The sequence below is a fragment of the Sphingobium sp. Ant17 genome, assembly GCF_000588875.1.
Lineage (GTDB): Bacteria > Pseudomonadota > Alphaproteobacteria > Sphingomonadales > Sphingomonadaceae > Sphingobium.
In genome coordinates this window covers 14,408-28,748 of the sequence record NZ_JEMV01000004.1, presented here as the reverse complement: position 1 = coordinate 28,748, position 14,341 = coordinate 14,408, and the positions used below count along the sequence as shown (strand labels likewise).

At 64.1% G+C, this 14,341-nt stretch carries 11 protein-coding genes and 1 pseudogene; 6 read left to right on the top strand and 6 right to left on the bottom strand.

Annotation, left to right across the window (positions count from 1 at the left end):
* Positions 1-77: 77 nt before the first annotated feature.
* The 3 genes from BF95_RS03185 to BF95_RS03175 all read right to left on the bottom strand — a co-directional run bounded on the left by BF95_RS03185 (position 78) and on the right by BF95_RS03175 (position 3,311).
* Positions 78-1,394: an ABC1 kinase family protein gene (locus BF95_RS03185; protein ID WP_043149312.1), complete on the bottom strand. Its 1,317-nt coding sequence runs from the start codon at positions 1,392-1,394 to the stop codon at positions 78-80.
* A complete protein-coding gene (locus BF95_RS03180) occupies positions 1,391-1,777 on the bottom strand; it encodes a thiol-disulfide oxidoreductase DCC family protein (protein WP_051519827.1) in 387 nt (128 codons plus the stop codon). The genes BF95_RS03185 and BF95_RS03180 overlap by 4 nt, the downstream gene beginning before the upstream one ends.
* A 61-nt stretch (positions 1,778-1,838) precedes the next feature.
* A complete protein-coding gene (locus BF95_RS03175; protein WP_043149311.1) occupies positions 1,839-3,311 on the bottom strand; it encodes an aldehyde dehydrogenase family protein in 1,473 nt (490 codons plus the stop codon).
* Positions 3,312-3,530: 219 nt separating this feature from the next.
* On the opposite strand from BF95_RS03175, the gene BF95_RS03170 reads away from it, so the two are divergent.
* The 6 genes and pseudogenes from BF95_RS03170 (at position 3,531) to BF95_RS03145 (ending at position 10,668) form a co-directional block, all read left to right on the top strand.
* Positions 3,531-4,388, top strand: coding sequence for a GNAT family N-acetyltransferase (locus BF95_RS03170; protein WP_043149400.1), 858 nt, complete (start codon positions 3,531-3,533; stop codon positions 4,386-4,388).
* On the top strand, positions 4,385-5,848 hold the full coding sequence (locus tag BF95_RS03165) for an NAD-dependent succinate-semialdehyde dehydrogenase (RefSeq protein WP_043149310.1): 1,464 nt from the start codon (positions 4,385-4,387) through the stop codon (positions 5,846-5,848). The genes BF95_RS03170 and BF95_RS03165 overlap by 4 nt, the downstream gene beginning before the upstream one ends.
* Positions 5,849-5,948: 100 nt before the next feature.
* Positions 5,949-7,027, top strand: a pseudogene (locus tag BF95_RS03160) (tartrate dehydrogenase).
* A gap of 342 nt (positions 7,028-7,369) precedes the next feature.
* Positions 7,370-8,755, top strand: a complete 1,386-nt coding sequence (locus tag BF95_RS03155; RefSeq protein ID WP_152542535.1) for an aspartate aminotransferase family protein — start codon at positions 7,370-7,372, stop codon at positions 8,753-8,755.
* A 19-nt stretch (positions 8,756-8,774) separates the two neighbouring features.
* On the top strand, positions 8,775-9,269 hold the full coding sequence (locus BF95_RS03150) for an Lrp/AsnC family transcriptional regulator (protein WP_043149307.1): 495 nt from the start codon (positions 8,775-8,777) through the stop codon (positions 9,267-9,269).
* Between the two features lie 250 nt (positions 9,270-9,519).
* Positions 9,520-10,668, top strand: coding sequence for a M20 aminoacylase family protein (locus tag BF95_RS03145; RefSeq protein ID WP_043149306.1), 1,149 nt, complete (start codon positions 9,520-9,522; stop codon positions 10,666-10,668).
* 3 nt (positions 10,669-10,671) lie between these two features.
* On the opposite strand, the gene BF95_RS03140 is transcribed toward BF95_RS03145, so the two are convergent.
* From BF95_RS03140 to BF95_RS03130, 3 genes are all read right to left on the bottom strand, one after another.
* Positions 10,672-11,382, bottom strand: coding sequence for a copper resistance protein B (locus BF95_RS03140; RefSeq protein WP_043149305.1), 711 nt, complete (start codon positions 11,380-11,382; stop codon positions 10,672-10,674).
* 132 nt (positions 11,383-11,514) lie between these two features.
* Positions 11,515-12,417, bottom strand: a complete 903-nt coding sequence (locus BF95_RS03135) for a copper resistance protein B (RefSeq protein ID WP_043149304.1) — start codon at positions 12,415-12,417, stop codon at positions 11,515-11,517.
* A complete protein-coding gene (locus BF95_RS03130; protein WP_043149303.1) occupies positions 12,414-14,153 on the bottom strand; it encodes a copper resistance system multicopper oxidase in 1,740 nt (579 codons plus the stop codon). Before BF95_RS03130 ends, BF95_RS03135 begins: the two co-directional genes overlap by 4 nt.
* Positions 14,154-14,341 lie beyond the last annotated feature (188 nt).

Genomic DNA, 14,341 nt, shown 5'->3' with positions numbered 1-14,341 from the left:
CGCGATGATGGGAATGTGTCAACTCATGTCACGGAATTTGCGCCCAACCGTGGACCGCGCTGTGCCAAAACCGGGCGTTAGTCCTGCGCCACCATGCCCGCGACCATATCGACCAGCGGTAGGCGCGCCTGCATGCGGACGGCGAGCAGCGCGGTGCCGCTGACCTTGCGCTGGACGAACATGGTTTCCACCGGCGGCAGATGCCAGCTGGCGGTATCACCAACCACCGGCATCGCCTGCTCGCGCAAACGCTCGACGAAGCTGCGATCGGCGAAATCGAACAGGCCGGGGCGCAGCACATGGGCTATGATGGTGTCGATCATGGCGTCGAGCGCAGTGCCATGCCGGATGACAAGGGCGGGCGACACGAAGCCCACATCAATGAGCGCCGCGCGCAGGCCATCCCGGTCGCCCGCAAGGCCAGCGCGTAACAATGTACGATACGCGTTGCTCGTTTCCGGCGGCACCGGGCGCGCGGCCCCGAAGTCCAGCAGCACGATTTCCCCACTTTCAGGGCGCCAGCGATAATTGGCGAAATTGGGGTCGGTCTGCATATGGCCGAAGACGAACAGTTCGTGCAGCACCAGATCGAGCAGCGCGGCCATCGACCGGTCGCGCACCGCCTGCGATGCGTCGGCGAGCGTGTCGATCGAATCCGCCGCGATATAGTCCATCACCAGCACCTGGTCCGTGGTCCAATCGTCCAGCGGACGGGGCACCAGGAAGCGGGGGTCGTCGGCCAGCCGATCGGCATAAAGCTGCATCTGCCGCGCTTCGCGCAGATAGTCGGCCTCTTCATGCAACTGGATCTTCGCCTCGCCCAGCAGCGGCGCGATGTCGAGCGCCGAGGGCAGCAGACCGGACAGGCGCAGCAGGGTAGCGACATTGTCGACATCGGCGTCAATACTGTCGGCGACGCCGGGATATTGCACCTTGACCGCGACCACCCGGCCATCGGGCAGGCGGGCGCGATGGACCTGGCCGATCGAGGCGGCCGCGATCGGGCTGGCTTCGAAATGGGCAAAACGCCGCCGCCAGTCCTGGCCCCATTGCGTGGCCAGCACCTTTTGCAATTGGGCTGGCGGCATATGATGGGCATTGTCGCGCAATTTGGCGAGGATGGCCGTCAGTTCGGGCGGCAGCATGTCGCCCGCGTCGAGCGAGATCATCTGGCCCAGTTTCATCGCCGCGCCGCGCAGCCGCGACAATTGTTCGGTCACGCGCTGCGCATTGCCGGGCGTGAGCAACAGGTCGCGCATCTGCGGCCGCTCCCCGCGCGCCAGCCGCCGTGCGCCTTCCGCCACCATGCCCGATGCGACGCCGCCCGCCATCTGACCGAAGGCGGCAAAGCGCGACAGTCGGGCCGAGGGCACTTTGCGATAGCGATCGCTCATCGCAACCGCCTTTGCAGCGCTGGTCGCCAGCGCAGGAAGTAGGTGTAGAGCCGGTCGAGCAGCGCCAGGACGGGGCGGTAACGTGCGAGCAGGCCGAAGGGTCGGAGCAGGGGAATGGCGCGCCACATCGCGGCAAAGGCCGCTGCGCCCTCCAGCATCCGGCCATCTTCGCAGGCGTGGAAGCGCGCCAGCAAGGCGGCACGGTCGATCGGGCAAGTCGCGTCGGCACTGGCCACATCGATGAAATGCAACCGGCCGCGCCGGTCCAATCGGCGCATCAGGTCAATTTCGCGGCGGCATAAGGGACATGCGCCATCATACCACACCGTCACGCGAGCGTCACCAGCAGCGGCGCGATCACCGTGGGGGAGGGCTGTGTTCATCTGCCGCGCTTCCCATGCCCATGCCGTCGGCGCGACATGGTCTTTCGGGCACGCCCTGGCGTCAGAACTCGATCAGCGCGACTTTGGTCTTGAGATTGGCGAGATAGGCCTCCCGGCCCAGATCCTTGCCGATGCCCGATTGCTTATAGCCGCCAGTGGGCAGGATGAAATCATTGCTGCGGCCATAGCGGTTGACCCAGATGGTGCCGGCTTCCAGCGCACGGGTGGCGCGCAGGGCGCGGGCGACATCGGTCGTATGCACCCCCGCCGCCAAGCCATAGGCGCTGTCGTTGGCCAGCGCATAGGCTTGATCATCGTCGGTAAAGGTCTGGACGGTCAGCACGGGACCGAAAATCTCGCCCTGTACCGCCTCGCTTTGCTGCGCAGCATTTTGCAGCAAAGTGGGTTGGAAATAGCTGCCATCCTGCGGCGCGGCGGCGCGACCGCCACCAGTCAGCACTTGCGCGCCAGCGACCACGGCGCGCTGGACGATGCGATCGATCCGGTCGAGCTGGCCTTCCGAAATGATGGGGCCAAGCGTGCTGTCGCTGGCCCAGGTCGGCCCCATTTTGTGCGCAGCAAAAGACGTGACGATACGGTCGATCACCTGGTCGGCAACGCTCTCCTGCACCAGCAGGCGGGAACCGGCGACGCAGACCTGGCCCGCATTGAGCGTGATCGCCCGCGCGACGATCGCCGCCGCCTTGTCGAGCGCAGCATCGGCGAAGATGATCTGCGGGCTTTTGCCGCCCAGTTCGAGCGTCACCGGCTTTGGCCCGGTCTGGGCGCAGGCGGTCATGATCGCTGCGCCCGTCGCGGTCGATCCGGTGAAGGTGACTTTGGCGACTTCAGGGCGGCGCACCAGCGGATCGCCGACCGAACGGCCGTCACCCTGCACGATGTTGAAGATGCCCGCAGGCAGCCCCGCTTCGATCGCCAGTTCGGCGAGGCGCACGATGCTGAACGGCGTCATTTCCGATGGCTTGAGGACGATGCTGTTGCCCGCTGCGATGGCGGGCGCGATTTTCCAGGCGGCCATGACCAGTGGCAGGTTCCACGGCGCGATAGCCGCGACGACGCCATAGGGTTCGTGGATGGTAAGGCCGAGCTTGTCGGGCGTGGTCGCCGCTACCTCGCCGCCAATCTTGTCCGCCCATTCGGCAAAGAAGCGCACCGTTTCAGCGGTATAGGTGACGTCCCAGGCGCGGATTTCGTGGATCATCCGCGTCGACCCCAGCGCTTCGAGCGGGGCGAGCGTCTCCATGTCCACCTCGATCAAGTCGGCCCAGCGGCGCAGCACGCGCATCCGTCCGCGCGGGTCGGTCTGCGCCCAGCCACTGGTCTTGTAAGCGCGCTGGGCATCCTCGACCGCCTCGCCCAGTTGCGCCTCGTCCACGCTGTCGAGATCGGCATAGACCCGCCCGTCGGACGGCCGCCGCACCGGACTGGCCGCACCGCGCCCGATGACACGCCGCCCGTCGATGAAATTGCTGCCCTGCGGCAGTGCGATCAGGTCGGGGTTGAAAATGTCCATGGCGCGGCTTTCCTCTTGGCGGGCTGGCGGACAGAATATGGATCGTGCGCGGCATGTGTTGCAGTTGCGCAGGAAAATCTGCGCGATAATCTTCCAAAATCGGGGCGAAGGCGGCAGCCAATGCTTGAACGCGGCATTTATGGTCGCGCCAACAATGGGAATCCGATGATTCCGACCAAGACAGGCGGGCACCCCTTTCCCGCCAATGGAGCAAGACGCATGGCGACAGGCATAGAGGCGATGGTGAACCTGCGGCGCATGACCGTGGATGATCTGGCCGCTGGCCATGCCTTGTCCAGCGAACAGAAATGGCCGCACCGGATCGAAGATTGGGAGATGCTGCTGAGCCTTGGCCTAGGCTATGTTGCCGAGCGCGACGGCGAAGTCATCGGCACGGCCATGGCCTGGCTTTATGGCCTGGATGCGGCGACGCTGGGCATGGTCATCGTCTCGCCCGCTGCGCAGGGCATGGGGCTGGGCCGCCGGTTGATGGAAGCAGTGATGGCCGATCTGGGCGATCGCACCATATTACTGAATGCCACCGACGAAGGCGCGCCGCTTTATCGCAAGCTGGGTTTCGAGAGCATCGGCCCGGTGTTCCAGCATCAGGGCGCGGCTTTTTCCGTGCCCGTTGCCGAACTGATCCCCGACGAGCGGGTGCGGCCATTGGGCGCGAAGGATATGCCGTCGCTGCATGATCTGGCGCGCCGGGCCACGGGCATGAACCGCGACGCGCTGCTCGATGCGCTGGTGCCGGGCGCGCAGGGCGTGGTGCTGACACGCAGCAACGAACCGGTCGGCTTTGCGCTGTTTCGCCGGTTTGGACGCGGCTATGTGGTGGGTCCGACCATCGCGCCCGATGTCGGCGGGGCGAAGGCATTGATCTCGCACTGGCTGGGGTCGAACAGCGGCACCTTCTGTCGGCTCGACATACCGGAAGAAAGCGGGCTGGGCGGCTGGCTGGACGAGTTGGGCCTGCCCTGCGTCGGCCGGGTCATGCGCATGGTGCGCGGGCCGTTGCCGCAGACGGATGCAGCCGTCCAAGTCTTTTCCCTCACGACACAGGCGCTCGGATGACCCTCTCGCTCAACAACCCCGCTCTTTTCGTCGAACGCGCCTATATTGGCGGCGCATGGGTCGGGGCTGCCTCCGGCGCTACTGTGCCGGTGGACAATCCCGCGACCGGCGCGATCATCGGCACTGTGCCGGATTGCAACGAAGCCGATACGCAGGCGGCCATCGACGCAGCGGAGGCGGCTTTCCCGGCGTGGAAGGCGCGGACGGCGGGCGATCGCGCCGCCGTGCTGGAACGCTGGCATGCGCTGGTGCTGGAGAATGTCGCCGACTTGGGGCGGATCATGACCGCCGAGCAGGGCAAGCCGGTGGCGGAGGCCGAGGGCGAAATCCGCTATGCGGCGAGCTTCATCAAATGGTTTGCGGAGGAAGCGCGCCGGGTCGAGGGTGGCATGATCCCTGCGCCGGAAGCCAATCGCCGCATCTTGGTGATGAAGGAGCCGGTTGGCGTATCGGCGGCGATCACGCCCTGGAATTTCCCGTCCGCGATGATCACCCGCAAATGCGCGCCCGCGCTGGCGGCGGGGTGCCCGGTGGTGGTCAAGCCTTCCGAACTGACCCCCTATAGCGCGCTGGCCATGGCGAAACTGGCCGAGCAAGCCGGCTTTCCGGCGGGGGTGTTCAACATCGTTACTGGTATGCCCACCGCGATCGGCGGGGCGCTGACCGCGAGTCCCGTGGTGCGCAAATTGTCCTTTACCGGATCGACGCGCGTCGGCGCACTCTTGATGCGGCAATGCGCCGATACGATCAAGCGGGTGAGCTTCGAGTTGGGCGGCAATGCGCCGCTGATCGTGTTCGACGATGCCGACATCGACCTGGCCGTCGCCAGCACGATGGTCAGCAAGTTCCGCAACGCCGGGCAAACCTGCGTCTGCGCCAACCGGATATTGGTGCAGGATGCGGTATATGACCAGTTTGCCGAGAGGCTGGCCAAGGCCGTGTCCGCGCTGACCGTCGCGCCGGGCGACCAGCCGGGCAGCACGATCGGGCCGTTGATCAATGCCGCCGCCGCCGCCAAGGTGAAGGCGCATGTCGAAGATGCGCTGGCACAGGGCGCGACTTTGTTTGCGCAGGCGCCCGAAGGCGCGGCGGGCGAGCGTTTTGCCCGGCCGGTGGTGCTGACCGGCGCGACGCGGGACATGCGACTGGCGGAGGAAGAGACGTTCGGCCCGGTCGCGCCTTTGTTCCGCTTCACCCATGAAGAGGAAGGCATCGAACTGGCCAATGCGACCAGCTATGGTCTGGCGAGCTATTTCTACACCGAAAATCTGCACCGCGCCTTTCGCGTGGCGGAGCGGCTGGAAGCGGGCATGGTTGCGCTCAACAGCGGGTCGATCGCGATGGAGGTCGCGCCCTTTGGCGGGGTCAAGATGTCGGGCCTGGGCCGTGAAGGCGGGCGTGTGGGAATCGAGGAATATCTGGAGACCAAGGCGTTTCATATCGGTGGGTTGAAACTGTAAGAACTGCCCTTTTTCCGTTCGGGCTGAGCCTGTCGAAGCCCTCACCTTCTTCTCAAGACAGAAATGCCCTTCGACAGGCTCAGGGCGAACGGAGTGATTTATGTCTGCCACCAATCGCACCTATTCCATCTCCGTCATCCCCGGCGACGGCATCGGCAAGGAAGTGATGCCGGAGGGCATTCGCGTGCTGGAGCGGGCGGCGAGCCTTTATGGCTTTTCGATCGCGCAGACGTGGCAGGATTTCGCCTGCTGCGACTATTATGCCAAACATGGCCAGATGATGCCGGACGACTGGAAGGAGCGGATCGGCAAGCCCGATGCGATCTTCTTCGGCGCGGTCGGTTGGCCCGATACGGTGCCGGACCATGTCTCGCTTTGGGGATCGCTGCTCCAGTTCCGGCGGGAATATGACCAATATGTCAATTTGCGTCCGGTGCGGCTGATGCCCGGCGTCCCCTGCCCGCTCGTCGGCCGTGAGCCGGGCGACATTGATTTCTGGGTAGTGCGCGAAAATACGGAAGGAGAATATAGTTCGGTCGGCGGCAAGATGTTCCCCGGCACCGATCGCGAGATCGTGATCCAGGAAACGGTGATGACGCGCCATGGCACCGACCGGGTGCTGCGCTATGCGTTCGATCTGGCTGCAACGCCGGAGCGCAAGCATGTCACGTCCGCCACCAAGTCCAATGGCATTGCGATCACCATGCCTGGTGGGACGAACGGGTGGAGGAGATGGCCACAAACTATCCGACCGTCACCCATGACAAATATCATATCGATATTTTGACGGCGCAATTCGTGCTGAACCCCGATCGCTTCGATGTGGTCGTGGCGTCCAATCTGTTCGGCGATATCCTTTCCGACCTTGGCCCCGCCTGCACGGGCACGATCGGCGTCGCGCCATCGGGCAATATCAACCCGGATGGCACCCACCCGTCCCTGTTCGAGCCGGTGCATGGCTCCGCGCCCGATATTGCGGGAAAAGGCATCGCCAACCCGGTCGGGCAAATCTGGTCGGCAGCGATGATGCTGGAGCATCTGGGCGAGGTAGACGCCGCAGCCGCCATCATGCGCGCGGTCGAAACCGTGCTGGCGGAATCCGGCCTGCGCACTGGTGATCTGAAAGGCACGGCCAATACCGAGCAGTGCGGCAAGGCGATTGCTGACGCGCTGGCGTGATGGACGGGAAGCGCTTAACTTCGCATATTTCCCGCAAATTGCGACATTTTGTTACGCTCGCCTGATCCTATCGGAAAGGCCACTACGTCTTTGCAAAATCCTCCCCTGTAAGGGGAGGTGGCAGGGCGGGCAGCATCCGGGGTCGGTTTCTTTCGTCATCGGCCCCGGTTTTAAAGCCATTCAATCATAGCATGGCGAGCCTCCTGTAGGACAGCGGCATAATATGCTGCGTTGGTTCATGATTAAGGGCAGCGATGGTCGCTATTGGTTCGATATCGGGCTTTGCCCCCGTGGCGGGACGATAGGCTGCCCCCATAACCATCCATGGCGAGCAAACCGACGATGCACCAATCCAACCGATCCCTGCTGGACATCGACCGCGATCACCTGATCCATCCCGTCACCTCCTTCCGGGGGCATGAGGCGCGCGGCGCGACTTTGCTGCAGAGCGGCAAGGGCATGTGGCTGACCGACATGGACGGCAAGGAACTGCTCGATGCCTTTGCCGGGCTGTGGTGCGTCAATGTCGGCTATGGTCAGGACAGCATCGCCGAGGTTGCCGCCGAACAGATGCGCCGCCTGCCTTATGCGACGGGCTATTTCCATTTCGGCAGCGAACCGGCGGTGCAGCTGGCGCAGCGGCTGGTCGATCTTTCGCCTGAAGGCCTTGATCATGTCTATTTCACGCTGGGCGGGTCGGACGCGGTGGATAGCGCGATCCGCTACATCACCCATTATTTCAACGCGATCGGCAAGCCGACAAAGAAACAGTGCATCGCGCTGGAGCGCGGCTATCATGGCTCCAGCACCACCGGCGCCGGGCTGACGGCGCTCGCCAATTTCCATCGTGGGTTCGACCTGCCGCTGCGCTGGCAGCATCATATCGCATCGCCCTACCCCTATCGCAGCGATCTGGAGGGCGATGACGCGGCGATCATCGCGCGGTCGGTGCAGCAGTTGAAGGACAAGGTCGCGGAACTGGGTGCAGACAACGTCGCTGCCTTCTTCTGCGAGCCGATCCAGGGATCGGGCGGCGTCATCGTCCCGCCAGTCGGCTGGCTCAAGGCCATGCGGCAAGCGTGCGACGAACTCGACATTTTGCTGGTGGCCGACGAAGTCATCACTGCCTTTGGCCGCACCGGGCCGATGTTCGCCTGCGAAGCCGAAGGCGTCACGCCCGACCTGATGACCGTCGCCAAGGGGCTGACCGCCGGTTATGTACCGATGGGCGCGGTGCTGATGTCGGACATCATCTATCAGAGCATTGCCGATGGCGCGGCTGCCGATGTCGTGATTGGCCATGGCGCAACCTATTCGGGTCATCCGGTCAGCGCGGCGGTGGGTTTGGAAGTGCTGCGCCTCTATACCGAAGGCGGGATATTGGCGAACGGACAGAAGGTGGCGGCGCGCTTCGACGCGGGGTTGGCGGGGCTTGCCGATCATCCGCTGGTCGGCGACACGCGCGGGCGCGGGTTGCTGGGTGCAATCGAACTGGTGGCGAACAAGGGCAAGAAGGCGCGGTTCGACCCGTCGCTTAAGGTCGCCGATCGCCTCTTTGCCGATGGCTATGCCAATGGCGTCATCTTCCGTGCCTTTGCCGATAATATCATCGGTCTGGCCCCGGCGCTGTGCGCGTCGGACGCGGAGATGGACGAGATATTCGCGCGCATTCGGAAAACACTCGACGGACTGCTCGAACAGGCGGATATTCGCGCGGCGCTGGGATAAGATAAGGGGAGCAAGGCATATGTTGGGCGGACCCAGACTGGACAGGATCGACCTGAAGATCCTGACGCAGCTTCAGATGTCGGGCCGGATCACCAATGTCGAATTGGCCGATGCGGTTGGCCTGTCGCCAAGCCCTTGCCTCACCCGCGTCAAGCGGCTGGAGAAGGCGGGCTATATCACCGGCTATGGCGCGCATATCAACCTGCACAAGCTGGGCGAATATCTGACCGTTTTTACCGAAGTGACGCTGACCGAGCATCGCGCCGGGGACTTTTCGCGGTTCGAAACGCGCATTCGCAAGCTGGACGAGATCGTCGAATGTCACCTGGTCAGTGGCGGCTATGACTATCTGCTGAAATTCGTGACGCGCGGCGTGGCGCATTATCAGTCGATCGTCGAAGGCATGCTGGAAAGCGATTATGGCATCGAAAAATATTTCAGCTACGTCGTGATCAAATCGCCCTTCATCAAACATCATTATCCGATCCAGCATCTGTTCGGGGAACAGCGGTAGGATTGGGGGGAAACGCGTTCTCGCCTGCGCGGGGACATGATCGTCTCTGGAAGATATGGTTCGGGCGATTATGTAGTTTGACAAGCCGGACACCACAATCCTCCCCTGTAAGGGGAGGGGGACCGCTCGCGAAGCGAGTGGTGGAGGGGTGTCACCCTATCGAGGGGGCGACACCCCTCCGTCAGGGCTACGCCCTGCCACCTCCCCTACAAGGGGAGGATCGATTACTGCTATAGTTTAGGGTGCTGCCATGACCGACATATCCGACCTGATCGAACCGCTGATCGCCTTTCGGCGCGATATTCATGCGCATCCTGAATTGGGGTTTTGCGAACATCGCACCGCTGGCCGCATCGCCGAGCAATTGCGGACGCTAGGGCTGGAGGTGCATGAGGGGATCGGGCGGACGGGCGTGGTCGGCGTGTTGCGTAACGGGACGTCGGGGCGCAGCATCGGATTGCGCGCCGACATGGATGCGCTGCCGATCCAGGAGCAGACCAACCTGCCCTATGCCAGCACGACGCCGGGCACCTTTCACGGCTGCGGCCATGACGGCCATGTCGCGATGCTGCTCGGCGCGGCGCAGCAGTTGAGCCGGACCCGCCATTTCGACGGGACGGTGAATTTCTTCTTCCAGCCCGCCGAAGAGGGGCATGGCGGCGCGCGGGAGATGGTGAACGAAGGGCTGTTCGAGCGCTTCCCGTGCGACCGCGTGTTCGGCCTGCATAATTGGCCCGACCTGCCTGCGGGCACGATCGCGACGCGGCCCGGCCCGATCATGGGCGCAGCCGACAAGTTCGAGATCACACTGGAAGGGCGCGGCGGCCATGCCGCCATCCCGCAGGATACGCCCGACGCGATCCAGGCGGCCGCCGCGATGGTGCAGCAATTGAACGCCATCATATCGCGCCGGATCGCGGCGACGGCATCGGCGGTGCTGTCGATCACGCAGATCCATGGCGGACATACGCATAATGTGATTCCGGCCGAAGTGCGCGTCAGCGGTACGGTGCGGACCTTCGATCCGGCGGTACAGGACCGGATCGAAGCATCGATCCGCGAGATTGCTACGGGCATCGGCATTGCCAATGGAGTCAGCGCGACCGTCGATTATCAGCGCTATTATCCCGCGACGATCAACGATGCGGAGGCGGCGCAAGAAGCGCTGGATGCGGCCGCGACGGTGGGAAATGCGCTGATCGCGCCCGATCCCGCCTTCACCTCGGAGGATTTCGCCTTCATGCTGCAGGCGTGCAAGGGGGCTTATATCTGGCTGGGGCAGGCGAAGGGCGATGGCGGCACGCCGCTGCATAATCCTCATTATGATTTCAATGACGATGTGCTGGCGCTGGGTATCAAACTGCATGTCGCTCTGGCCGAGCGGCATCTGGCGCGTTGATCGCTACAGGCTGAAGCCGAAGCCGATCACGGCGGCGGTGGATTGCAGCGCCTCCCCCTGCGACCGGCCGAGCGCGCGGGTGCCGCCCAGCAGCCGTTCATGGACGATGGCCGTGTAGATATTGAGTTTCGGCTTCAGGCGATAGCGCAGGCGCAATGTCGTTTCCGCTTCCGTAAATCCCGCGCGCACCGCATCCCTGCCCGACGCCTGGGCGGACCAGCCGACCGCAACGCGCGGTTCGAGATAGAGATTTTGCGTGATCGGCAAGGCATAGATGAGCTGCGCTTCGCCGGTCAGTCGCCCGTCATCCGACAGGAAGCCATAGGTCTCCCAGCTTAGCCGCGTGCCGACCATGCCTTGCACGCCGATCGCGGCATGGATGTCGCGGGGGTGCGGCTTGATATCCTTGCGCATGCCCACCAGCCAGGTCGTATTGCCGACCGTCCGGCCATAGAAGAGGCGCATCTGGGTTTCGTCGATCTGGTTGCCGAGCGCCCCGCCGCCTTCGCTCACCAGCATCACCTGATCGCGGCTGTTTCCCCAGGAAAAGGCGGCATCCCAGAAGAATATATCGTCGCCCTGGCCCGCGCGCAATTCGATGAGGTCGAAGCCACCGCTCACCACCCATGGATCGGTTTCCTGCGCGGCGGCAGGCGTAACGCCAGCCAGCGCGCACGCAAAGAAAAGGAAGCCCCAAGGGGCGAAATGCCGCATCTACCCTGATCCGTTTTTCGGTATCGGGAAGAGAGTAGGGCTGCGTCACAGTGCTATCGCGCGAAGAGCGGCGCGCGATAGCGGGCAGCATGACAAATTATTGCCAGTCCACAGCAGCTTGTGCCGCGATCGTCAGAACCAGAAACGGATGCCCATGACGAGGCTGGCGGTCGACGCCCCTTCCCCTTCGGCGCGGGCGTAGCGGGCGGTGTCGCCCAGCTTGCGTTCCCAATGGACGCCGACATAGGGCGCGAATTCGCGGGCGAATTCATAGCGCAGGCGCAAGCCCAGTTCGATGTTGGAGATGCCCGACCCGATGCCGAGTTCGGGCACATCCTGCGCCGCGATATTCACTTCGGCGGCGGGTTGCAGGATCAGGCGCTGGGTGATGCGCTGGTCATAGCTGCCCTCCATGCGCAGATGGACGTCGCCCTTGGTCGAGACGAAGGCCTGGCCCTCGACTTCGAACCAATAAGGGGCGAGGCCTTCGATGCCGACCGTGGCGTAGCTGCGCTGAGGCTGCGGCCGGATGTCGTGGCGAACGCCTGCGACCATGTTCCACCATGGGTCGATCGCGCGGCTATAGAGTGCCTGGACCTCGGCGCTTTCGAGCGGGCCGCCGACTTCACCCTCCCCTTCGGTCTTGAAGGCGAAGCGGTTGATGTCGCCGCCGATCCAGCCTTCGCCTTCCCAGGCATAGCCGTTCGCGCCCTTGTTGGCGCGATATTCGAGGCGATCAACCATCAGTTGCGAGAAGGTCATGCCGCCGCTTTCCTGGATCATGGCGGCGCGGGCGCGGGCCATGACGGCGGGGTCGTAAAAGGCTTCGGCGGCGTGGTCGGTTGGGACTGGCGGGGCGACGCCTTTGGGGATCATATCGTCGGCGGCAGGCATGCTGTGCCCGGCGTGCGGGTCGGCGGATGCTTCCGGCGCGGGCGGCATCTGATGCGCGCTATGGTCCATCTGGCTATGATCCATCTGGGCCAGGGCGGGCGTGGCGCTGGCGAACAACGCGGCGACGATCAGGCGCTTCATGCCGCGTCCTCCGCGTGACGGACAGTGACGACGCGCATCATCCCGGCATGCATGTGCATCAGCATGTGGCAGTGGAACGCCCAATCGCCCAGCGCATCGGCGGTGAGATCGAAGCTGATCTTGCCGCCGGGCAGGACATTGACCGTATGTTTGCGCGGGTTGTGGGTCGCATCCTCGCCGGTGATGAGCTGGAAGAAATGGCCATGGATGTGGATGGGGTGGGGCATCATCGTGTCGTTGATGAGGGTGACGCGCACCCGCTCCATATGGCGGAAAGCGATGGGTTCCGCGCCGTCGGACAGCTTCACCCCGTCGAACGACCACATATAGCGTTCCATATTCGCGGTCAGGTGAATGTCGAGCGAGCGGGTCGGCGCGCGGACATCCTCATTCGGCTCCAGCGCGCGGAGGTCGGCATAGGTCAGCACGCGATGATCGACATCTTCCAGCCCCGTGGGCCGGTCGGCGGTGCGATCGGCGGGCATGGAGGACAGGGTCGCCACGCCCGGTCCCATCGGCACCTCCGGCGCGACCGAGGGGTCGAGCATCTTCATGCTGTGCCCGGCCATGCTTTCATTGGCCGGTTGGGACAGGTCGATGACGCCCCCCTGCCCCATGTCCATGCCGGACATGTCCATCCCCATATCCTTCATCGTGAGCAACGGGCGGGTGCGCAGCGGCGGGATGGCCGCGACCATGCCGATTTGCGGCGCGAGCGTCGCGCGCACCAGGCCGGAGCGGTCGATGGCTTCGGCGATCAGGGCGTGAGGTGCTGCGTCGGTGGGCTGGACGATCACGTCATAGGTTTCGGCGATGCCGATCTGAAACTCGTCGGTTTCGACCGGCTGGACATGCTGCCCATCGCACTGCACCACGGTCATCGCCAGCCCCGGCAGGCGGACGTTGAAATTGGTCATGGCCGAAGCGTTGACGATGCGCAGGCGAACGCGCTCGCCCGGCGTGAACAGGCCGGTCCAGTTTTCCGCCGTGCCATGGCCGTTGACGAGGAAGCTGTAGGTCGAGCCGGTGACGTCCGAAATATCGGTCGGGTCCATCCGCATCGCGCCCCATTCGACGCGCTCCTTCAGGGACTGGTTCTTGCCCTTGAGCAGCCCGGCCAGCGTCTGCTTCTGCATATTATAATAGCCGCCCATCTGCTTGAGCCGCTTGAGCTGCACATGCGGGTGGACCGGCGACCAGTCGGACAGGACGATCACATGCTCCCGCGTCGCCTGCACCGGATCGACGCCGGCGGGATCGATGACGATGGGGCCATAATGGCCCATCGCCTCCTGCATGCCCGAATGGCTGTGATACCAATAGGTGCCCGACTGCCGGATCGGAAATTCATAGTGGAAGGTTTCGCCGGGGCGGATGCCGGGGAAGCTGACGCCGGGGACGCCGTCCATCTGAAAGGGGAGGATCAGGCCGTGCCAGTGGATCGACGTGTCTTCCTTCAACTTGTTGGTGACGGAGAGGCGGACATTCTGCCCCTCGCGCAACCGGATCAGCGGCGCGGGCAGCGTGTCGTTGATGGTGATTGCATGGGCCGAGCGGCCGCCGGTCGAAAAATGGCTGTCGGCCACGGCGAGCGCGATTGTCTCGCCCGACAGCACGCCCGGCGCTGGTGCCAGGCCATGGGTGCCGCTTTGCGCCCAGGCGGGGAAGGCGTTGGCGAAGCTGAGGGCGGCAGCGCCCTTGAAGAGGGTGCGGCGGTCGAGGGTCAAATGCGTCATGCCCCTTCATACGCGGGGCGCGGCGTCATCCCTCAAAAATTTGGCGCTGTAATGCATTAAAATCCACCCCTGGGAGGGGCGGTGGATGGCGTAGCCAGACGCAGCGGGGTCGCGCTATCGATAGGGTGACACCCCTCCACCGGCTTCGCCGGTCCCCCTCCCCCGCCGGGGGAGAATTGTTTGGGGCG

What these genes read in the sequence shown, in the direction of transcription:
- BF95_RS03150 (WP_043149307.1), top strand. Translation starts at nt 8,775, where the DNA reads ATGTTGGGCGGACCCAGACTGGACAGGATCGACCTGAAGATCCTGACG.
- BF95_RS03180 (WP_051519827.1), bottom strand. Translation starts at nt 1,777, where the DNA reads ATGAACACAGCCCTCCCCCACGGTGATCGCGCCGCTGCTGGTGACGCT.
- BF95_RS03175 (WP_043149311.1), bottom strand. Translation starts at nt 3,311, where the DNA reads ATGGACATTTTCAACCCCGACCTGATCGCACTGCCGCAGGGCAGCAAT.
- BF95_RS03165 (WP_043149310.1), top strand. Translation starts at nt 4,385, where the DNA reads ATGACCCTCTCGCTCAACAACCCCGCTCTTTTCGTCGAACGCGCCTAT.
- BF95_RS03135 (WP_043149304.1), bottom strand. Translation starts at nt 12,417, where the DNA reads ATGAAGCGCCTGATCGTCGCCGCGTTGTTCGCCAGCGCCACGCCCGCC.
- BF95_RS03170 (WP_043149400.1), top strand. Translation starts at nt 3,531, where the DNA reads ATGGCGACAGGCATAGAGGCGATGGTGAACCTGCGGCGCATGACCGTG.
- BF95_RS03140 (WP_043149305.1), bottom strand. Translation starts at nt 11,382, where the DNA reads ATGCGGCATTTCGCCCCTTGGGGCTTCCTTTTCTTTGCGTGCGCGCTG.
- BF95_RS03130 (WP_043149303.1), bottom strand. Translation starts at nt 14,153, where the DNA reads ATGACGCATTTGACCCTCGACCGCCGCACCCTCTTCAAGGGCGCTGCC.
- BF95_RS03185 (WP_043149312.1), bottom strand. Translation starts at nt 1,394, where the DNA reads ATGAGCGATCGCTATCGCAAAGTGCCCTCGGCCCGACTGTCGCGCTTT.
- BF95_RS03145 (WP_043149306.1), top strand. Translation starts at nt 9,520, where the DNA reads ATGACCGACATATCCGACCTGATCGAACCGCTGATCGCCTTTCGGCGC.
- BF95_RS03155 (WP_152542535.1), top strand. Translation starts at nt 7,370, where the DNA reads ATGCACCAATCCAACCGATCCCTGCTGGACATCGACCGCGATCACCTG.